This window comes from Nocardioides sp. GXQ0305 (assembly GCF_050880345.1).
Taxonomy (GTDB): domain Bacteria; phylum Actinomycetota; class Actinomycetes; order Propionibacteriales; family Nocardioidaceae; genus Nocardioides.
The window spans coordinates 698,429-717,254 of sequence record NZ_JBNYXG010000002.1 but is presented as its reverse complement, the minus strand read 5'-3'; the positions used below and the strand labels follow the sequence as shown (position 1 = coordinate 717,254).

Below are 18,826 nucleotides of genomic sequence, written 5' to 3'. Positions count from 1 at the left end.
GGATCAGCCCAGCGCCTCGACGTCGGACACGAACTGGTCCCACGCCTGGTCGGGCGTCTGCGACCCGTCGTCGACCCGCAGCAGCGCCGCCTGGAACGCCTGCAGGATGTCGGAGTACTTCGGGCCCTTGTACGGCTGCACCGTCACCGCCTCCGCGCGGTTGGCGAGGATCTCGCCGACCGGTGCGTCGTTGAAGAAGGCGTTGGTGGCCTCGCTGACCTCGGGTGCGTCGAGCGCCTCGACCTGGCTCGGGAAGGTGCCCTTGGCCGCGAACGCCTTGGCCTGCTGCTCGGGCGCGGTCAGCCAGGCGGCCACCTCGGTGGCCTCCTCGATGTGGTCGCCCTGCGCCGGCACGGTGAGGAACGAGCCGCCCCAGTTGCCGCCGCCGCCCGGGAAGACGTCGGCGAAGTCCCAGCCCTTCACGCCCTCGGCGTTGCCCTCGACCACGCCGAGCATCCAGCCCGGGCAGGCCATGGTGGCGAAGCCGTCGTTCTGGAAGGAGGCCACCCAGTCGTCGCTCCACTGGGCCAGCCGGGTCGAGAGGCCCTTCTCGACGTTGGCGGTGAGCGTGTCGTAGACCGCTCTGAGCTCGGGGTTGTCGACCGCGACCGTGTTGTCGTCCTGCTCGAAGGGGTTCTCGACCTGGTTGAGCATGGCCTGCGCGGTGCCACCGGTGGAGTCGTACCAGGCGGTGTCGGGCACCTTGGCCAGGAACTGCTCACCCAGCGCGAAGTAGTCGTCCCAGGTCTCCATCATCCCGGCGACCTCCGCCCGGTCGGTCGGCAGCCCGGCCTTCTTGAACAGGTCGGCGCGGTAGCAGATGCCCTCCGGACCGATGTCCGTGCCGTAGCCGATCATCCGGCCGTCGGCGTCGGTGGCGGCCTCGGCCTTCCAGTCCAGCCACCGGCCGTCCAGCTCGGGGTCGGTGAGGTCGGCGAACGCGTCGGACTCGGCGAGGATGGCCGGCATGGCGTCACCCTCGATGGCCTCGACGTCGGACAGGCCGGAGCCGGCCGCGAGCTTGGTGTAGAGGTTGGCCTTGGCGTCGTCCCAGGTGCCGACCTTCACCTGCTTGATCGTGATGTCGTCGTGCTCGGCGTTCCACTCCTCGATGAGGTCCTCGTAGCCGAACTCGTTGAACGTCGCGACGGTGATCGTCACCGGCCCCTCGTCGCTGCTGGCGGCGTCGTCGGAGCCGCAGCCGCTGACGACGCCGAGCGAGAGCGCCACCAGGGCGCCGAGGGCGAGCCGTCCGTTCCGGGTGTGTCGAGTCATGGTCTGTCCTGCCTCCAGCGTTGTGAGAGCGCTTCCACCGCGAGTTGCCGATCACCGTGACAGCCGTCACACAACCTTGTCAAGGTTGCGGGAGTAATCGTGACCGAACTGGTGGAAGCGCTTTCACACGTTCCCCCGAACTGGGCCATGCGGGCGTCGTCGAGCCACTCTGGCACGGCCGTTAGGCTGGCCGCTCGTGAAGACCCTCGTGATCGGCACCGGCGGCCGTGAGCACGCACTGGCCCGGGCCCTGTCCCTCGATCCCGGCGTCACCGAGGTCCACGTGGCCCCGGGAAACCCCGGGGTCGCCGCCGTCGCCGCGCTCCACCGGGTCGACCCGCTCGACGGCGAGGCCGTCGCCGACCTGGCCGAGCGGCTCGGCGCCGACCTGGTCGTCGTCGGACCCGAGGCGCCGCTGGTCGCCGGCGTCGCCGACGCGGTCCGCACCCGGGGTATCGCCTGCTTCGGCCCCAGCCGCGAGGCCGCCCGGCTCGAGGGCTCCAAGGCGTTCGCGAAGGAGGTGATGGCGGCGGCGGGCGTGCCGACGGCTCGCGCGTTCGTCTGCGAGTCGCCGGCGGAGACCGAGGCGGCCCTCGACGAGCTCGGGGCGCCGTACGTCGTCAAGGACGACGGCCTGGCCGCCGGCAAGGGCGTGGTCGTGACCGACGACCGCGACGCGGCGCTCGCCCACGCGGCGGCGTGCGGGCGGGTCGTGGTCGAGGAGTTCCTCGACGGTCCGGAGGTCTCGCTCTTCGCCCTCACCGACGGCAGCACCGTCCGACCGCTGCAGCCGGCCCAGGACTTCAAGCGGATCCACGACGGCGACCAGGGCGCCAACACCGGCGGCATGGGTGCCTACACGCCCCTGCCCTGGGCGCCGGAGGACCTGGTCGAGCAGGTGCTGCGCGACGTGCTGCAACCGACCGTCGACGAGATGGCGCGCCGTGGCACGCCCTTCGCCGGCCTGCTCTACGCCGGCCTCGCGCTCACGAGCGGCGGCGTCCGGGTGGTGGAGTTCAACGCCCGCTTCGGCGACCCGGAGACCCAGCCGCTGCTGGCGCTGCTCGACTCCCCGCTCGGCACGCTGCTCCGCGCGGCCGCGTCCGGGACGCTGGCCGAGGTCGACCCGCCGCGGTGGAAGCCGGGTGCTGCGGTCGGCGTGGTGATGGCCAGCGCGGGCTACCCCGCGTCGTCCTCGAGCGGCGACGTCATCACCGGGGTCGAGGCCGCCGAGTCGCGACCGGGCGTCCACGTGATCCACGCCGGCACCGCCGAGCGTGACGGCGACCTGGTCACCTCCGGCGGCCGGGTGCTCGCCGTGGTGGGGCTCGGCGACGACGTCGCCGCGGCCCGCGACGCGGCGTACGCCGGCGTCGCCGCGATCGACTTCCCCGGCGCCCAGCACCGCACCGACATCGCGGCTGGGGTCTGAGCGGGGGGCGGTCGGTTTCCCCGCTCGAGCGGGGAAACCGGCGCCTCGCGGAGGAAGCATCGGCCGCCGACCGCGCGACTCGCCCACCAGGTTCCAGCGCCGTCGGGTGGAGCCGGACGAGCGGCTCAGGGCTCGCGGTAGTCGCGGTCGGGTGCGTCGGTCACGAGCATGTGGCCCGGCGCGTGGGTGATCGCGAACGGCGGCCGCGACGCCATCAGCGCCACCTGCGGGGTCACCCCGCAGGCCCAGAAGACCGGGACATCGCCCGGGTGCGCCACCACCGGGTCGCCGAAGTCGGGAGCGGCGAGGTCGCGGATCCCGATCGACTCGGGGTCCCCGACGTGGACCGGCGCACCGTGGACCCGCGGCATCCGCCCGGTCACCTGCACCGCGGCCGTGACCTGGCTCGCCGGGATGGGCCGCATCGAGACGACCAGGTCGCCGGACAGCCGGCCCGCGGAGCGGCAGGGGACGTCGGTGCGGTACATCGCGACGTTCCGTCCCTGGTCGACGTGCCGCACCGGGACCCCGGCCTCGAGCAGCGCGGTCTCGAAGCTGAAGCTGCAGCCGATGAGGAAGCTGACCAGGTCGTCGGTCCACAGGTCGGCGACGTCGGTCGGCTCGTCGACCAGCTCGCCGTCGCGCCACACCCGGTAGCGGGGGACGTCGGTCGCCAGGTCGGCCTCCGGGGCGAGGACCGACGATCGGCTGCCCGGCTCCGTCACGTCGAGCAGCGGGACCGGCTGCGGGTTGCGCTGCGCGAAGAGCAGCATGTCGAAGGCCCAGTCGCGCGGCAGCACCACGAGGTTGGCCTGGGTCCAGCCGTCGCACCAGCCGGTGGTCGGTGCGACCAGCCCGTCGCGGAACTGTCGCCGTGCCTCGTGGGGCGTGGCGCGGGGGCGCTCGTGGGTGGCGGTCATGACAGCTCCTCCAGGGCGGGGACCAGGTGGCTGCCGGCGGCGGCCACCGCCTCCCCGGGCAGGTCGTACGTCGTCTCCCACGAGTGTGCCGGGAACAGGAACATCCGCGCCGGGTCGAGCTCGGCGCAGGCCAGCTGCAGCCGCTCGGCGCAGTGCTCCGGCGAGCCGAACAGGCCGTAGGCGTCGAGCACCCGGTCGGCGAGCGAGTCGTCGACGTCGGCCGGGTCGTAGTCGTCGGGCAGGTCGATCCCGGCCTCGCGCAGCCAGCGCAGGTTGGACGCGCTGGGGTAGCGCAGCCACGGCTGGCCCTCGCGGAACCAGCCCTGCACCCACCCGCGCGTGGTCGCGGCGTCGCCGAGACCGAACGGGACGATCAGGATCTCCTCCAGCTCGGCTGGGTCGCGGCCGGCCCGCTCGTGAGGCACTCGTCGGTCTGGACCACTGGTACCGCGACCGGAAGCGAACCGTGAGTCGACAGGCAACCTGTCGGCGACCTCGCCGGCCAGCTCCAGCAGCCGCGGTCCGGAGGCCAGCACGACCACCCGGGAGCCGGTCGCCGGGCGGTGGAACAGCTCCAGCTCGTGGCCGTCGTACGTCGCCCGCCCGTCGCCGAGCAGGCGGCGCAGAGCCTGCACCACCCGGCCCAGCTGCTCGCGGCGGGCCTGCGGCTCGCCCGCCTTCTCGACCGAGAGGAAGCCGGGCGCGACGGTCAGCAGGCTTCGTCCCGGCGCCAGCTCGTCGAGGGAGTTGGCCAGGGCGGCCAGCACCAGGGGATGCCGGGTGACCACGTTGGAGGTCGCCGGGTAGAGCGTCAGCCGGTCGGTGGCGCCCGCCATGGCCGCCAGGGCGGCGTACGCGTCGCGGCCGACGTGGTGGTGGTCGGGGACCCCGACCCCCGACAGTCCGGCGTCCTCGCACCGGCGGGCGAAGCCGGCGAGCTCGGGCAGCGGGCGCCCGAGCGGGACGCGGACGTCGAGGGCCGGGACCACCACGCTCAGTCCTCCTGGACCGCCGCGGCGGCCGCCCTCACCAGGGCCACCGCCTGGTCGGCGATGTCGTGGCGGAGCTGCCGCATCTCCTCGTCGAGCAGCACCGTGCGGTCCGCGGCGTACGTCTGCGGCGGCGTGTGCAGGTGGCCGCCCGGGACGTCGAGGGCCCCGAGCCCGATCCGGACCCGGTTGGAGCGGTACTGGCTCTCGTTGGACAGGTAGTTGCCGCCGCCGCCGGAGTAGGCCCGCCACCCCGGGGTGGGCGGACCGTCGTGGCAGACGTTGTCGGCCGGGGACGTCGCGGGGTGCCACTCGCAGATCCGCGGGTTGAGCCGGACCGGGAACGGCCCGGTGCCGGCCGCGATCATCGCCTCGTGGGGGAGCGTGGTCTCGATGAACTCCGGCGGCGGCTGCGGCATCGGCCACGCGGGGTTCTCCGGGATCACCTCGGGCTCACCCTCGTTGTTGTTGTCCGGCGAGCCGCCGCGCCAGCGGCCGGCCCACTGCTCGATGTTGAAGGCGCTGCCCTGGCTGATGGTCGTGATCAGGTCGACCCGCTGCCGGTCGCCCAACCGGAGGTGCGGCCCGAAGGCGTCCTCGACGATGCCGGCGTCGAAGCCGCTCCACGTCACCGGGAACACCACCGACTCGATGGCCACCGTCCCCTTGTCGGTCTCGTAGCGGGTCCCGTCGAGCTGCAGGGCCGTCACGCCGGACGGGTTGGAGCGCCGCGGCTCGGTCTCCAGGGTGTAGGGGTCGAAGCCGCTGACGAGGACCCGGGTGACGTCCCTGCCGCGCGGGAAGTCCGTGTCGGTGAGCCCCCTGGCGTGCTCGACGAACGTCGTCACCAGGTCGGTCCGCTGCTCGGGGGTCAGCTCGACCCCGCGGGGCGCCCACTGGCGCAGTGCCTTGGTGGCGCGCAGGTGGGCCCAGTACAGCGGCCGGTCGTCGTAGGCGTCGATGGTGCCCAGGTCGGGTCGCTGGCCGTGGGCCCGGTCGACCGCGGTGCGCCACAGCCGGGTGCCGTGGCGGGCGGCCTTGAGCCGGGCGGCCTTCAGCGTGGTCGCCTGGCACAGCTGGGCGTCGAACCGGTCGGCGTAGCGGTCGAACCCGCCCGCGCGGAGCAGCTGGTCGGACGCCGGCTCCTGGTCGGGAGCGGTCCGGACGGTGAGCCGGGACTCCTCGACCGTGGTGGGCAGCGAGGTGTCGTAGCAGCCGGTCCGCTGCCCGGGCGACTGCGGGCCGGCGGACGCGGGTGCCGACAGGGCCAGTGGGACTGCGGTGAGGGCGGTCGCCAGCACGGCGACGGCGCTCACCCCCAGCGACGTTCGGGGGTGCATGGGGTCCTCCTCCGAGTAGGTGGACTCGCCACGCTAGGTGATTGTTGAACAAAGGTGCAAGGGTCAGGCGCGGTCCGCACGCAGCGTCGCCAGCAGCTGCTCGCGGGAGTCGAGGAGGTAGCGCTCGAGGAACTCCGCGGCCTCCGCGAGCCGGCCGGCCCCCAGCAGGCGCACCAGGTCCCGGTTGCGGCCGAGGAACGGCTCGTGCAGGGTCCGCGGCTGCCGGAGGCTGAGGAACGCCAGCCGGGTCTCGGCGAGCACCTGTCGTCCGACAGTGGTCATCCGGGGACTGTCGGACAGGGCCAGCAGGTGCTGGTGGAAGTCCATGTTCGCGGTGCCGACCTGGCGCCACCGTCCGCGACGCGCGGCCTCCTCGCCGCTGCGGACGGCGTCCTCGAGCTGGCGCAGCCGGTCTGCGTCGGCCCGTCCGAGCGAGCGCAGGACCCCGGTCTCCAAGGCGATCCGGAGCCGGTAGATGTCGGTGAGGTCGGCCTCGTCGAGCTCGGGGACGAAGACGCCGCGGTGCCGGTGGTGCACCAGCAGGCCATCGTGGCTGAGCAGCCGGAAGGCCTCGCGGAGGGTGTTCCGCGAGACCTGGAGCGAGCGCCCGATCCGCTCCTCGGACAGCTGCGTCCCGGGCGGCAGCTCGCCCTCGACGATGGCCTGGCTCAGCACGGCGGTGACGTGGTCGGCCGTGCTGACCTGCGGCGGACGGGGGACGTCGTGACGGACGGCGAGGCGGCGCAGCACCTCGTCGAGGCCCTCGTGGCCGAGCCGTTCGGCGGTCATCGGCCCATCATGGCGCACCAACGAATCCGGGCGTGACCCTTGACAGACATTGTTGAACAACTACTAGGGTCGAGCGACCGCTGACAACCCCTTGGAGTCGCGATGACCACCCCCGAGACCACGCCCGGCACCTCTGCCACCACCACTCAGAGCCGGATGAGCGCGGGAACCCGCAGCACGCTCATCGGCGCGATCTTCCTGATGGCGACCTCCGCCATCGGACCGGGCTTCATCACCCAGACCACGGCGTTCACCGTCGAGCTCGGCGCCGCGTTCGCGTTCGCGATCCTGGTCTCGATCCTGGTGGACATCGCCCTGCAGCTGAACGTGTGGCGGGTGATCGGCGTCTCCGGGATGCGGGCCCAGGAGCTCGGCAACCGGGTGCTCCCGGGCCTGGGCTTCGTGATGGCGGCCCTGCTGCTCGTCGGCGGGTTCGTGTTCAACGTCGGCAACGTCGCGGGCGCCGGGCTCGGCACCGACGCGATGCTCGGCCTCGACCCCACCATCGGCGGTGCGCTCTCGGCCGCCATCGCGATCGGCATCTTCCTCTCGAAGAAGGCCGGACTCGCGATCGACCGGGTGGTGCTGGTCCTCGGCGCGGTGATGATCGTCCTCACGACCTACATCGCGATCACCTCCGGACCGCCGATGGGTGACGTGCTGCGCGGCACCGTCGAGATCCAGGACGGCACCGGGCTCGCGACCACCACCCTGATCGGGGGGACGGTCGGCGGCTACATCGTGTACGCCGGCGCGCACCGGCTGCTCGACTCCGGGGTGCAGGGAACAGACCGGCTCCGCGAGATCACCCGGGGCTCGGTGACCGGGATCATCGTCACGGGCGTGATGCGGGTGATCCTGTTCCTCGCCATCCTCGGCGTGGTCACCCAGGGCTTCGAGCTCGACCCGGAGAACCAGGCGGCCGACGCGTTCCAGGCGGCGGCCGGCGAGGTGGGGCTCCGGGTGTTCGGGATCGTCCTGTGGGCGGCCGCGATCACCAGCGTGATCGGGGCGTCGTACACGACCGTCTCGTTCATCACCTCGCGCACCCGCACCAGTGACGCCGTCCGGACCGGCCTGGTGGTGGCGTTCATCGCGCTGACGACGGGGATCTTCGTCGTGGCCGGTGCGGCGCCCACGACGCTGCTGATCTTCGCGGGCGCCTTCAACGGGCTGCTGCTGCCGATCGGCATCGGCGTGATGATGTTCGTGGCCTGGTTCCGACGCGACCTCCTCGGCGGCTACCGCTACCCGAAGTGGCTGGTCTCCCTCGGCACCGCCGCGTGGCTGGTCACGGTCTACCTGGCCTGGACCTCGGTCGGTCCCGTCTTCGACCTGTTCTGACCACGGAGGGAGAACCGGATGTCCGCAGTCGACCTCAACTCCGACCTCGGCGAGGGGTTCGGCAACTGGGAGCTGGGCGACGACGACGCGCTGCTCGGCGTCGTGTCGAGCGCCAACGTCGCGTGCGGGTTCCACGCCAGCGACGCCTCGATCATGCGCCGGGTCTGCGACCGCGCCGTCGAGAGCGGCGTCGTGATCGGGGCGCAGGTGAGCTACAACGACCTGTCCGGCTTCGGGCGCCGCTTCATCGACATGGAGCCGGCGGCGCTGACCAACGACGTGATCTACCAGATCGGCGCGCTCGACGCGTTCGCCCGGGCCGCCGGCGGCCGGGTGGGGTACGTCAAGCCGCACGGCGCGCTCTACAACGCGATCGTCCACCACGAGGAGCAGGCGGCGGCGGTCGTGGAGGCGATCGTGCTCCACGACCGGACGCTCCCGGTGATGGGGCTGCCCGGCTCGGTGTGGCTGCGCGAGGCGGAGGCCGCCGGCCTCACCGTCGTCCAGGAGGCGTTCGCCGACCGCGCGTACACCCCCGAGGGCACGCTCGTGTCGCGGCGGCTCGAGGGGGCGGTGCTCCACGACGCCGAGACCATCGCGCAGCGTTGCGTGGCGATGGCGGCGGGTGAGCCGATCGAGGACGTCGAGGGCGGCTCGATCACGGTGGCGCCGGACTCGATCTGCGTCCACGGCGACACCCCGGGCGCCGTCGAGATCGCCCGCTCCGTCCGCGCCGCCCTCGAGGCGGCCGGGGTCGAGATCCGCGCGTTCGCGGCCCAGGGCTGAGCAGGTGCGCGTCCTCCCCAGTGGCAGCGCCGGGCTGCTGCTCGAGTGCGACGACCTCGACGAGGTCCTCGGGCTGTACGGCGTGCTGCAGGCCGACCCGCCCGACGGCGTCGTCGACGTGGTGCCGGCCGCCCGGACCGTGCTGCTCGTGCTCGACCCGGACGCCACGACGCCGGACCAGGTCCGGGCTGCGGTCGAGGGGCTCGAGCCCGGGAGCGGCGACGCCGGCACCGGGGACGGCGCGTCGGTGGTCGAGGTGCCGGTGGTCTACGACGGCGACGACCTCGGCGACGTGGCGGAGGTCCTCGGCTGCGACACCGACGAGGTGGTCCGCCGCCACACCAGCGGCCTGTGGACCGTCGCGTTCTGCGGCTTCGCGCCCGGCTTCGGCTACTGCACGGCCGACGAGGGCGAGTGGAGCATCCCTCGCCGGGACAGCCCGCGGAAGAAGGTGCCGGCCGGGTCGGTCGCGCTGGCGGGCGAGTTCTCCGCGGTCTACCCGCGCGAGACGCCCGGTGGCTGGCAGCTGATCGGGCGCACCGACCTCGCGGTGTTCGACCTCGACCGCGACCCGCCCGCCCTGCTGACACCCGAGACCCGGGTCCGGTTCGTGGAGGCCGGCTCGTGACGAGGCACGTCGTCGTGGAGGAGACCGGCCCGCTCGCCACCCTCCAGGACGAGGGGCGCGCCGGCCGGGCCGCGATCGGCGTCGGCCGCTCCGGCGCGTGTGACCGGGCGTCGTACCGGCTCGCCAACCGGCTGGTCGGCAACAACCCCGGGACGGCCGTGCTGGAGGTGACCTTCGGGGGGCTGGTGCTGCGCGCCGAGGACGAGGTCACGATCGTGGCCACCGGTGCGCGCTGCCCGGGCGCGCCCCACAACGGGCCGGTCCGGCTGCGTGCCGGCGACGTGGTCCGGCTGGGCGCGCCCGCCTCCGGGCTACGGACCTACGTCGCGGTGCGCGGCGGGTTCGCCGTCGACCCGGTGCTCGGGTCGGCCGCCACCGACGTGCTCGGGGGACTCGGGCCTCCGCAGCTGGAGCCGGGCCACCGGCTGAGAGTCGGCGACGACGCCGGCGACGTGCCCGGGATCGACCTGGCCGCCGTACGCGAGCCCGAGGGCGACCTGCTCGAGGTGCACGTCTCCGAGGGGCCGCGGCGCGACTGGTTCGACGACGCCGCCTGGCGGCTGCTCACCACCCAGGAGTACGCCGTCAGCGGCGACAGCAACCGGGTCGGAGTCCGGCTCGAGGGCGAGGCGCTGGAGCGCCGCCGGGAGGGCGAGCTGCCGAGCGAGGGGATGCTCCGGGGCGCCCTGCAGATCCCGCCGTCCGGGCTGCCGGTGCTGTTCCTGGCCGACCACCCGGTGACCGGGGGCTATCCCGTGATCGGCTACGTCGACGACCACGACGTCGACCGCTGCGCCCAGGTCCGGCCCGGGCAGCGGCTCCGGCTGCGCACCGGTCCGCGTCGGCAGGGCCCTTGGTAGACAGGGCCCTCGATAGGCTGGGGCCGTGACCGTCCCGAACGTGCTGGCCACCCGCTACGCCGCCGACGACCTGGTCGCGATCTGGTCCCCCGAGCACAAGGTGGTGCTGGAGCGCCGGCTCTGGGTCGCGGTGCTGCGGGCCCAGCGCGACCTCGGGGTCGACGTGCCCGACGGCGTCGTCGAGGCCTACGAGGACGTGGTCGACAAGGTCGACCTCGAGTCGATCGCCGCGCGGGAGCGGGTCACCCGCCACGACGTGAAGGCGCGGATCGAGGAGTTCGCGGCACTCGCCGGGCACGAGCACGTCCACAAGGGCATGACCTCGCGCGACCTGACCGAGAACGTCGAGCAGCTGCAGGTCCGGCAGAGCCTCGAGCTGCTGCGCGACCGGGCGGTGGCCGCCCTGGCGCGGCTGGCCCGGCTGGCCGCCGAGCACGAGACGACCGTGCTGGCGGGTCGCTCGCACAACGTCGCCGCCCAGGCGACCACCCTCGGCAAGCGGTTCGCCACGGTCGCCGACGAGCTGCTGGTGGCGGTCGAGCGGGTCGAGGAGCTGCTGGTGCGCTACCCCCTGCGCGGCATCAAGGGTCCGATGGGCACCGCCCAGGACATGCTCGACCTGCTGGACGGCGACGAGGCCGCGCTCGCCGACCTGGAGGAGCGGGTGGCCCGCCACCTCGGCTTCCACCGGGTGCTGACCAGCGTCGGGCAGGTCTACCCGCGCAGCCTCGACCTCGACGTGCTGTCCGCCGTCGTCCAGCTGACCGCGGCGCCGTCGAACCTCGCGACCACGATCCGACTGATGGCCGGTCACGAGCTGGTGACCGAGGGATTCGTCGAGGGTCAGGTCGGCTCCTCGGCGATGCCGCACAAGATGAACACCCGCTCGTGCGAGCGGGTCAACGGCCTGGCCGTCGTCACCCGCGGCTACCTCTCGATGGTCGGCGAGCTCGCCGGTGACCAGTGGAACGAGGGTGACGTCTCCTGCTCCGTCGTACGCCGGGTCGCGCTGCCCGACGCGTTCTTCGCCGCCGACGGGCTGTTCCAGACCTTCCTCACGGTGCTCGACGAGTTCGGCGCCTTCCCGGCCGTGGTGCAGCGCGAGCTCGACCGCTACCTCCCGTTCCTCGCCACCACCAAGGTGCTGATGGCGGCGGTCCGCGGTGGCGTCGGGCGCGAGGCCGGCCACGAGGCGATCAAGGAGCACGCGGTCGCGGTCGCGCTCGAGATGCGCGAGGGACGCACCGACAACGACCTGCTCGACCGACTCGCCGGCGACGACCGGCTCGGCCTGTCCCGTTCCGACCTCGACTCCCTCGTCGCCGACCCGATCACCTTCACCGGCGCCGCCGTCGCGCAGACCCAGGCCGTCTGCCGCCGCGTCGCCGACGTCGTCGCCCGGCACCCCGACGCCGCGGCGTACTCCCCGGGCGCGATCCTCTGAATTTCGGATAGTTGGACGCCAAAGTCATGGGTTCGGGCCGTCGAATGATGATTTCGGCGTCCAACTATCCGAAATGAGGGGTCAGTCGCCGAGGCGCCAGGAGCGTACGGCGGCGGCGAGCGCGACGGCGAGCACCACGAGGGCGGTGAGCAGGGCCCAGCGCGCCGCGAGGGCGGGGGAGGTGACGGCGAGCGAGGCCTGGTAGACGGTCATCAGCAGGGCGGCGCCGAGGGCGGAGCCGATCCGCTGCCCGGTCTGCAGTGCCCCGCCGGCCGCGCCGCCCATCGTCGGTGGCACCTCGGCCAGGGTGAGCGTGAAGTTGGGGGAGATCACGCCGCCACCGCCGACGCCGGCGAGGAACATCGCCGGCGCGAGCGTCCACCAGAGCGCGTCGGGCGGGGAGGTGACCAGCCACGCCGACAGCGCCGTGCCGGTCATCATCACCGAGAGCGCGAGCAGCGTGATCCGGCGGCCGATCCGGCCGACCAGCCGTCCGGCGACCGGCGAGGTGGTCGCGGCGCCGATCGCGAACGGCGTCAGCAGCAGCGCGGTGTGCAGCGGCGAGAAGCCGACGCCCTCCTGGAGGTGCACCGACAGCACCAGGAAGATGCCGGTGAAACCGGTGAAGTACAGCGTCCCCACCAGCAGCCCGTTGGCGTAGCCGGGCAGGGTGCGCAGCAGCGAGACGTCGAGCAGCGGCGGGAGGCCGCGGCGTACGGTGCGCTGCTCCCAACGCACGAACGCCCACGCCAGCGGCGGTACCGCCATGAGCAGCACCAGCGGCAGGCCCGCACCGCCCTCGAGGCTGACCAGCGGGTAGAGGACGGCCACCACCGTCAGCCCGAGCAGCAGCGCGCCGGTGACGTCGATGCGGGGGTCGCGGTCCGGCTCGCCCTGCCCGGCGGCGTTGTCGGGGACCAGCCGACGGATCAGCACCAGCGCCACCAGCCCGATCGGGACGTTGACGAGGAACAGCGAGCGCCACCCCTCGTCCTCGCCCAGCAGCCGGATCAGCGCGCCCCCGATCAGCGGCCCCGTCGCCGAGGCGACCGCGACCGTGAAACCGAACAGCCCGAACGCCCGGCCGCGCTCGTCACCGCGGAACAGCTGCTGGATCAGCCCCGAGCTCTGGGGCGTCAGCAGGCCCGCGCTGGCTCCCTGGGCCAGTCGGGCGACCACGATCGCGGCGGCGTTCGGGGCCAGCCCCACCGCGGCGCTGGAGACGATGAAGCCGACCAGCCCGATCGTCATCAGCCGCCGCCGGCCGTGCGCGTCGCCGAGCCGGCCACCGGCGACCAGGGTCATGCCGAAGGCGAGGGCGTAGCCGGAGACCACCCACTGGATCGTGGCCGCCGAGGTGTCGAGCCCGGCCCGGATCGAGGGCACCGCGACGTTCACGATCGTGACGTCGAGCAGCGACATGAAGCCGACGAGCAGGGTCACCGCGAGCACCCGCCAGCGCCGGGGATCGGGGGCGTACGCCGCCGTCGCCGGTGCCTCCCCGTGCTGCTCCATCATGGCCACCCTCTCACCACGGCCGAGCCCTAGGCTTGGGGTCGTGCCCGTCGACGTCCGTGTGCAGACCGTGATCGCCCGGCCGGTGGCCGCTGTCGCGGCGTACGCCGGCGACCCCTCCCATGCCCCGGAGTGGTACGTCAACATCCGCGAGGTCACCTGGCAGACCCCACCACCGGTCGCGGTCGGCTCGCGGATGGACTTCGTCGCCCGGTTCCTCGGCCGCCGGCTCGCCTACACCTACGAGGTCGTCGAGCTGACGCCCGACGAGCGGCTGGTGATGCGCACCGCGGACGGCCCGTTCCCCATGGAGACCACCTACACCTGGGAGCCGGTGGTCGAGGGCGCGACCCGGATGACGCTGCGCAACCGCGGCACCCCGTCGGGGTTCGCCGGGGTGACCGCCCCGGTGATGGAGCGGTCCATGCGGCGGGCCACGACCAGGGACCTGGCCCGGCTGAAGGCGCTCCTGGAACGACGGGACCTATAGTCGAGCGGGTTAGTCGACTATGATCGACACATGACGGCTGTCCCCGTGAGCTCCCTGCCGGCGTACGACGACTGCGAGGTGGTCGTCCCCGCGCCCGACCCCGGCCCCGGCAACTGGTCCGGCGCCGCCACCGTGGTGCTCCGCGACGGGGTCTTCTGGCTCGCCTACCGGGTACGCCGCCCGCTCACCGACGGGCGCGGTGTGAGCGTGGTGGTGGCGCGCTCCGACGACGGCGTCCGCTTCGAGCCGGTCGTCGAGGTCGGCCGCGAGGCGTTCGGCAGCGAGTCGTTCGAGCGACCGGCGCTCGTGCCGCTCGCCGACGGCCGCTGGCGGCTCTACCTGTCCTGCGCGACGCCGGCCTCCAAGCACTGGTGGGTCGACAGCCTGACCGCGGACTCCCCGGAGCAGCTGCCCTCTGGTCGTCGCGCGGTGGTGCATCCCGGCGACGACTGGACGGCGGTCAAGGACCCGGTCGTCACCCGCGACGCCGACGGCTGGCGGATGTGGCTGTGCTGCCACCCGCTCACCGAGCCCGGGGACGAGGACCGGATGACGACGCGGCTGCTGGTCGGGGAGGACGGCCTGACCTGGCACGACCTCGGCGAGGTGCTCCGCGGCCGGCCCGGCGAGTGGGACGAGCGCGGTGCCCGGGTCACCGCGGTGCTCGACGCCACCGCGCTCGAGGTGCTCTACGACGGTCGCGCGGACGCCGAGTCCAACTGGTACGAGACCACCGGGGTCGCCCGCTGGGAGGGGGACCGGCTGGTGCCCGACCCGGCGGTCCGGCCGATCGCGTCACCCCACTCCGACGGCGCCTTCCGCTACGCGACCGCCGTCCGGCTGCCGGGTGGGCGCACCCGGTTCTACGTCGAGGCGGCCCGCCCCGACGGGGCCCACGACCTGGTGACCTGCGTGCGCTGACCGAACGATCCGCGGCTCTCCGTCGACAGCCAGTCGGAGAAGTCCTCCCCGGTGAGCTCGGTCAGCAGCGCCACGTCGTCGGCGAAGCTCGGGATCAGCCGCCGCCGGGCGTCGGGGGCGAGGTGCGGCCGGTGCACCCCGTTGCTGCCGGACAGCTGGGAGACCAGGGGGCCACTGGCCTTGCGCCACACCTCCGGCGGGACCAGCGCGCCGGCGCGAGCGCCCGCGCGGACCACGGGACCGAGCACCCGCGGTCGCCACCCCGGCTCGACGTAGTCGCGGGAGTTGTCCCGCGGGATCGACGCGACCTGGCCCTGCCGGATGCCGAGGAAGTGGCAGGCCCGGTCGACCGCGGCGCGGGGCTCGTCGACGATGGTGCGGTAGCGCATCACCAGGATCCGCGACGGGTCGACGTGGCGTTGCAGGTGCTGGAGCTGCTCGCCGTACAGGCCGAGGTCGCGGTAGCGCCAGAACGGCGCCCAGCCGCGACGCACCCGGTCGTCCTGCAGCGCGAACGCGCTCTCGAAGTCCTCCACCGGCTCCAGCCCGTCGGACCACAGGTGCATCCAGTTGCTGTACGCGCGGTCGATCGGGTCCCGGACCACCGCGATCAGCTTCACCTCCGGCAGCGCCTCGCCGATCCGGCGGTGGGCGCCCCGGCTCCAGAGGTAGAACGGGGTGCTCTCGCCCCGCGCCCGGCGCTCGCCGGCGCCGTCGAAGAGCCGCTGGTAGTCGTCGTGGCGCCAGATCCACTCGCGCTGCGAGTGGGCGTCACCGGGGCCGCACCACGCGGGCGGGGGTGCGCCGTCGCAGAGCCAGTACTTCGGCTCCTTCGGCGAGCTGACGAACACGTCGGGGTGGGCGCTCAGGGCGGCGTGCAACGCGGTGGTGCCGGCCTTCGGGGCGCCGATGATCAGGAACGTCGGGTCCACGTTAGAACTGTATGTCACGTCAGTAACTAGAGAAAGACTTGGCGCTGGTCCGCCTCTAGGATCGGCCGCGTGAGCGACGGCCTCCAGCACCTCCACTCCGGCAAGGTGCGCGACCTCTACGCCCTCCCGGACGGCAACCTGCTGATGGTGGCCAGCGACCGGATCAGCGCCTTCGACTTCGTGCTCGACTCCGAGATCCCCGGCAAGGGCGAGGTGCTGACCCGGATGTCGCTGTGGTGGTTCGACCGGCTCGCCGACCTCGTGCCCCACCACGTGGTGTCCACCGACGTGCCCGCCGAGTACGCCGGCCGCGCCGTCGTCTGCGAGCGACTCGAGATGTACCCCGTCGAGTGCGTGGCCCGCGGATACCTGACGGGGTCGGGCCTGCTCGACTACCGCGCGAGGGGGGAGGTGTGCGGGATCGCGCTGCCCCCCGGGCTCGAGGACGGCAGCCGGCTGCCGGAGCCCGTCTTCACCCCCGCCACCAAGGCCGACCTGGGCGAGCACGACCAGAACGTGTCGTACGACGCGGTGGTCGGCACCGTCGGTGAGTCCGTCGCCGCCGAGCTGCGCGCGACCACGCTGGCCGTCTACGCCCGGGCCGAGGAGGTCGCGCGCCGGCAGGGCATCATCGTGGCCGACACCAAGCTCGAGCTCGGCCGCCGTGCCGACGGGACGATGGTGCTGGCCGACGAGGTGCTCACGCCCGACTCGTCCCGGTTCTGGCCCGCTGACGAGTGGCAGCCGGGGCGCACCCAGCCGTCGTACGACAAGCAGATCGTGCGCAACTGGCTGCTCTCCCCGGAGTCCGGCTGGGACCGTGCGTCCGGAGCCCCGCCGCCCCCGTTGCCGCCCGAGGTGGTCGAGCGCACGCGCGACCGCTACGTCGAGGTCTACGAGCGGCTGACCGGGGAGGCGTTCTGACCACCGTCGGCTTCACCGCGACGGTGGAGCTGGACCACCCGCGCGAGGCCGTGTTCGGCTACCTCGCGGACCCGCGCAACCGCCCGGAGTGGCAGGCCTCGCTGCTCTCCGTCACGCTGTGCGACCGGACCTCCGAGCCCCACCTGGGCATGACCTGGCGCGACAACACCCTCGCCCTGCTGAGGCCGCGCCTCGAGATCACCCGCCTCGACCCGCCGCGGGTCTGGGCCGAGACCGGCCGCTGGCACGGCATCCGCGCCGACCTGACGATGTTCTTCGACACCACCCCCACGGGGTGCCGGGTCCGGGCGGAGGGTTCGCTGTCCGGCTCCGGGATCTGGGCGGTACCGGTGGCCGTCGCGGGCCGCCTGGCCGGCCCGGCCATCGGTCACGACCTGCGCCGGGTCGACGACGTGCTGACCCGCCGGCCCCGCTGATCGCCCCTGTCGTCGGAGGGAGCGGGTCACCTAGGGTCGGGTCATGCTGAACCTCGCCTCGCTCCTCGAAGACTCCGCCTCTCGGTACGGCGACCGCGAGGCGGTCGTCCTGGGCGACGTCCGGCTCACCTACACAGAGGTGAACGGCGCCGCCAACCAGGTCGCCAACCTGCTCGTCTCGCGCGGCATCCAGCCCGGTGACAAGGTCGCCCTGAGCTGCCCGAACCTGCCGTACTTCCCGATCGTCTACTACGGCATCCTCAAGGCCGGCGCGACCGTCGTACCGCTCAACGTGCTCCTGAAGGGACGCGAGGTCGCCTACCACCTGGCCGACTCCGACGCGAAGGCCTACTTCTGCTTCGAGGGCACGGCCGAGCTGCCCATCGGCCAGGCCGGCCACCAGGGGTTCGAGCAGACCGACGGCTGTGAGGACTTCTTCCTGATCACCGTCGACCCGGCGGCGGAGTCGCCCATCGAGGGGGTGGAGACGCTCGGCCGGTCGATGAAGGACCAGCCGCCGACGTTCGAGACAGTCGCCACGGACGACGACGACACCGCCGTCATCCTCTACACCTCCGGGACGACCGGCCAGCCAAAGGGCGCCGAGCTGCGCCACCGCAACATGCACTCCAACGCCCTCACCGGTGAGGCCCTGTTCGGCGCCGACGCGGACCACCCGGACACCTACCTGTGCGTGCTCCCGCTGTTCCACTCCTTCGGCCAGACGGTGATCATGAACGGCGGCTTCGCGTACGGCGGCACCGTGGTGATGCTGCCTCGCTTCGAGGCCGGGCCCGCGCTCCGGACCATGGCCAAGGAGCGGGTGACGTTCTTCGCGGGCGTGCCCACCATGTACTGGGGCCTGCTCGGCGCGCTCGAGGAGTCCGAGGTCGACGTCAAGCAGCTGGCGGCCGACCTGCGGATCGCCGCCGCAGGCGGCTCCGCGCTGCCGGTCGAGGTGCACAAGGAGTTCGCGCGTCGCTTCGGCGTCACCATCCTCGAGGGCTACGGGCTCTCGGAGACGTCCCCCGTCGCCAGCTTCTCGCCGCGGGGCGAGGAGGTCCGGGTCGGGTCGATCGGGACCCCCATCCCGGGCGTCGAGATGAAGCTGATCGGCGAGGACTGGTCCGACATCGCGCCCGGCGCCGACCAGGTGGGCGAGATCGCGATCAAGGGGCCGAACGTGATGAAGGGCTACTACGACCGGCCCGACGCCACCGCCGAGGCCATCCACGACGGCTGGTTCCGCTCCGGTGACCTCGCCCGCAAGGACGACGACGGCTTCTACTACATCGTCGACCGGTCCAAGGACATGATCATCCGGGGCGGGTACAACGTGTACCCGCGCGAGGTCGAGGAGGTGCTGATGACCCACCCGGCCGTCTCGCTGGCCGCCGTCATCGGCGTCCCCCACGAGAGCCACGGCGAGGAGGTCAAGGCCGTCGTGATCCGGGAGAAGGACCACGACGACGTGACCGAGGACGACCTGGTCGCGTGGGCGAGGGAGGAGATGGCGGGCCACAAGTACCCGCGCATCGTGCAGTTCGTCGACGAGCTGCCGATGACCGCCACCGGCAAGATCCTCAAGCGCGAGCTCTCCTGATGGGCCGGAACCTCGCCGTCGTCGTCGGCGTGGTGATGCTGCTGGTCGGCGGGCTGTGGACCTTCCAGGGCCTCGGCTACATCGGTGGCAGCGTGATGTCCGGCTCCACCACGTGGGCGATCATCGGCCCGGTCGTCGCCGGGCTCGGGGTCGCACTGGTCATCGTCGGGGTGCAGAGACGGGAGTGAGGGCGGCGG

At 73.0% G+C, this 18,826-nt stretch carries 19 protein-coding genes; 12 read left to right on the top strand and 7 right to left on the bottom strand.

The window, feature by feature from the left end; genetic code table 11:
• Window positions 1–3: 3 nt before the first annotated feature.
• Window positions 4–1,275 (bottom strand): extracellular solute-binding protein, encoded by a 1,272-nt coding sequence (locus ACQ1X7_RS08445; protein WP_432477721.1) that lies wholly within the window; start codon window positions 1,273–1,275, stop codon window positions 4–6.
• Window positions 1,276–1,471: 196 nt separating this feature from the next.
• On the opposite strand from ACQ1X7_RS08445, the gene purD reads away from it, so the two are divergent.
• A complete protein-coding gene (purD, locus tag ACQ1X7_RS08440; RefSeq protein ID WP_432477720.1) occupies window positions 1,472–2,707 on the top strand; it encodes a phosphoribosylamine--glycine ligase in 1,236 nt (411 codons plus the stop codon).
• 125 nt (window positions 2,708–2,832) lie between these two features.
• Here the strand turns inward: purD and ACQ1X7_RS08435 are convergent, their stop codons facing one another.
• The 4 genes from ACQ1X7_RS08435 to ACQ1X7_RS08420 all read right to left on the bottom strand — a co-directional run bounded on the left by ACQ1X7_RS08435 (window position 2,833) and on the right by ACQ1X7_RS08420 (window position 6,745).
• Window positions 2,833–3,627: a putative hydro-lyase gene (locus ACQ1X7_RS08435; protein WP_432477719.1), complete on the bottom strand. Its 795-nt coding sequence runs from the start codon at window positions 3,625–3,627 to the stop codon at window positions 2,833–2,835.
• Window positions 3,624–4,619, bottom strand: coding sequence for an LLM class flavin-dependent oxidoreductase (locus ACQ1X7_RS08430; RefSeq protein WP_432477718.1), 996 nt, complete (start codon window positions 4,617–4,619; stop codon window positions 3,624–3,626). The genes ACQ1X7_RS08435 and ACQ1X7_RS08430 overlap by 4 nt, the downstream gene beginning before the upstream one ends.
• Window positions 4,620–4,621: 2 nt before the next feature.
• Window positions 4,622–5,956 (bottom strand): hypothetical protein, encoded by a 1,335-nt coding sequence (locus ACQ1X7_RS08425; protein WP_432477717.1) that lies wholly within the window; start codon window positions 5,954–5,956, stop codon window positions 4,622–4,624.
• 63 nt (window positions 5,957–6,019) lie between these two features.
• Window positions 6,020–6,745 carry a GntR family transcriptional regulator gene (locus ACQ1X7_RS08420; protein WP_432477716.1) on the bottom strand — a complete coding sequence of 242 codons (726 nt, stop codon included), beginning with the start codon at window positions 6,743–6,745 and terminating at the stop codon, window positions 6,020–6,022.
• Window positions 6,746–6,847: 102 nt separating this feature from the next.
• Between ACQ1X7_RS08420 and ACQ1X7_RS08415 the strand changes: the two genes are divergently transcribed.
• Genes ACQ1X7_RS08415 through purB form a run of 5 tightly spaced genes read left to right on the top strand, consistent with a single transcriptional unit; the run spans window position 6,848 to window position 11,807 of the window.
• A complete protein-coding gene (locus ACQ1X7_RS08415; RefSeq protein WP_432477715.1) occupies window positions 6,848–8,089 on the top strand; it encodes an NRAMP family divalent metal transporter in 1,242 nt (413 codons plus the stop codon).
• Between the two features lie 18 nt (window positions 8,090–8,107).
• Window positions 8,108–8,875 (top strand): LamB/YcsF family protein, encoded by a 768-nt coding sequence (locus tag ACQ1X7_RS08410; RefSeq protein WP_432477714.1) that lies wholly within the window; start codon window positions 8,108–8,110, stop codon window positions 8,873–8,875.
• A gap of 4 nt (window positions 8,876–8,879) precedes the next feature.
• Window positions 8,880–9,503, top strand: a complete 624-nt coding sequence (locus ACQ1X7_RS08405; RefSeq protein ID WP_432477713.1) for a 5-oxoprolinase subunit B family protein — start codon at window positions 8,880–8,882, stop codon at window positions 9,501–9,503.
• On the top strand, window positions 9,500–10,363 hold the full coding sequence (locus ACQ1X7_RS08400) for a biotin-dependent carboxyltransferase family protein (protein WP_432477712.1): 864 nt from the start codon (window positions 9,500–9,502) through the stop codon (window positions 10,361–10,363). Before ACQ1X7_RS08405 ends, ACQ1X7_RS08400 begins: the two co-directional genes overlap by 4 nt.
• A gap of 25 nt (window positions 10,364–10,388) precedes the next feature.
• Window positions 10,389–11,807, top strand: coding sequence for an adenylosuccinate lyase (gene purB / locus ACQ1X7_RS08395; protein ID WP_432477711.1), 1,419 nt, complete (start codon window positions 10,389–10,391; stop codon window positions 11,805–11,807).
• An 81-nt stretch (window positions 11,808–11,888) separates the two neighbouring features.
• Here the strand turns inward: purB and ACQ1X7_RS08390 are convergent, their stop codons facing one another.
• Entirely contained in the window at window positions 11,889–13,322 is a 1,434-nt protein-coding gene (locus ACQ1X7_RS08390) for an MFS transporter (RefSeq protein ID WP_432477710.1), read from the bottom strand.
• A 43-nt stretch (window positions 13,323–13,365) separates the two neighbouring features.
• Here ACQ1X7_RS08390 and ACQ1X7_RS08385 point away from each other — a divergent pair, with 43 nt between their 5' ends.
• The gene (locus ACQ1X7_RS08385) at window positions 13,366–13,812 is read left to right on the top strand and encodes an SRPBCC family protein (RefSeq protein ID WP_432477709.1); all 447 of its coding nucleotides are present in this window, start codon (window positions 13,366–13,368) and stop codon (window positions 13,810–13,812) included.
• A gap of 30 nt (window positions 13,813–13,842) precedes the next feature.
• A complete protein-coding gene (locus ACQ1X7_RS08380; RefSeq protein ID WP_432477708.1) occupies window positions 13,843–14,733 on the top strand; it encodes a hypothetical protein in 891 nt (296 codons plus the stop codon).
• Here the strand turns inward: ACQ1X7_RS08380 and ACQ1X7_RS08375 are convergent.
• Window positions 14,676–15,665 carry a sulfotransferase family protein gene (locus ACQ1X7_RS08375; protein WP_432477707.1) on the bottom strand — a complete coding sequence of 330 codons (990 nt, stop codon included), beginning with the start codon at window positions 15,663–15,665 and terminating at the stop codon, window positions 14,676–14,678. The two genes, ACQ1X7_RS08380 and ACQ1X7_RS08375, sit on opposite strands and share 58 nt — an antisense overlap.
• A 69-nt stretch (window positions 15,666–15,734) precedes the next feature.
• Here ACQ1X7_RS08375 and ACQ1X7_RS08370 point away from each other — a divergent pair, with 69 nt between their 5' ends.
• From ACQ1X7_RS08370 to ACQ1X7_RS08355, 4 genes are read left to right on the top strand one after another with little or no spacing between them, the layout of a single operon-like run.
• Window positions 15,735–16,589, top strand: coding sequence for a phosphoribosylaminoimidazolesuccinocarboxamide synthase (locus ACQ1X7_RS08370; RefSeq protein WP_432477706.1), 855 nt, complete (start codon window positions 15,735–15,737; stop codon window positions 16,587–16,589).
• A complete protein-coding gene (locus tag ACQ1X7_RS08365; protein WP_432477757.1) occupies window positions 16,478–17,026 on the top strand; it encodes an SRPBCC family protein in 549 nt (182 codons plus the stop codon). The genes ACQ1X7_RS08370 and ACQ1X7_RS08365 overlap by 112 nt, the downstream gene beginning before the upstream one ends.
• 43 nt (window positions 17,027–17,069) lie before the next feature.
• Entirely contained in the window at window positions 17,070–18,629 is a 1,560-nt protein-coding gene (locus ACQ1X7_RS08360) for a long-chain-fatty-acid--CoA ligase (RefSeq protein ID WP_432477705.1), read from the top strand.
• On the top strand, window positions 18,629–18,817 hold the full coding sequence (locus ACQ1X7_RS08355; protein ID WP_432477704.1) for a hypothetical protein: 189 nt from the start codon (window positions 18,629–18,631) through the stop codon (window positions 18,815–18,817). Before ACQ1X7_RS08360 ends, ACQ1X7_RS08355 begins: the two co-directional genes overlap by 1 nt.
• Window positions 18,818–18,826: the final 9 nt, after the last annotated feature.

Bases quoted from the DNA above. Each gene is read 5' to 3' on its own strand.
- ACQ1X7_RS08420 (WP_432477716.1), bottom strand. From the start codon at position 6,745: ATGACCGCCGAACGGCTCGGCCACGAGGGCCTCGACGAGGTGCTGCGC.
- ACQ1X7_RS08435 (WP_432477719.1), bottom strand. From the start codon at position 3,627: ATGACCGCCACCCACGAGCGCCCCCGCGCCACGCCCCACGAGGCACGG.
- ACQ1X7_RS08380 (WP_432477708.1), top strand. From the start codon at position 13,843: ATGACGGCTGTCCCCGTGAGCTCCCTGCCGGCGTACGACGACTGCGAG.
- ACQ1X7_RS08360 (WP_432477705.1), top strand. From the start codon at position 17,070: ATGCTGAACCTCGCCTCGCTCCTCGAAGACTCCGCCTCTCGGTACGGC.
- ACQ1X7_RS08415 (WP_432477715.1), top strand. From the start codon at position 6,848: ATGACCACCCCCGAGACCACGCCCGGCACCTCTGCCACCACCACTCAG.
- ACQ1X7_RS08425 (WP_432477717.1), bottom strand. From the start codon at position 5,956: ATGCACCCCCGAACGTCGCTGGGGGTGAGCGCCGTCGCCGTGCTGGCG.
- ACQ1X7_RS08410 (WP_432477714.1), top strand. From the start codon at position 8,108: ATGTCCGCAGTCGACCTCAACTCCGACCTCGGCGAGGGGTTCGGCAAC.
- ACQ1X7_RS08390 (WP_432477710.1), bottom strand. From the start codon at position 13,322: ATGGAGCAGCACGGGGAGGCACCGGCGACGGCGGCGTACGCCCCCGAT.
- ACQ1X7_RS08445 (WP_432477721.1), bottom strand. From the start codon at position 1,275: ATGACTCGACACACCCGGAACGGACGGCTCGCCCTCGGCGCCCTGGTG.
- ACQ1X7_RS08355 (WP_432477704.1), top strand. From the start codon at position 18,629: ATGGGCCGGAACCTCGCCGTCGTCGTCGGCGTGGTGATGCTGCTGGTC.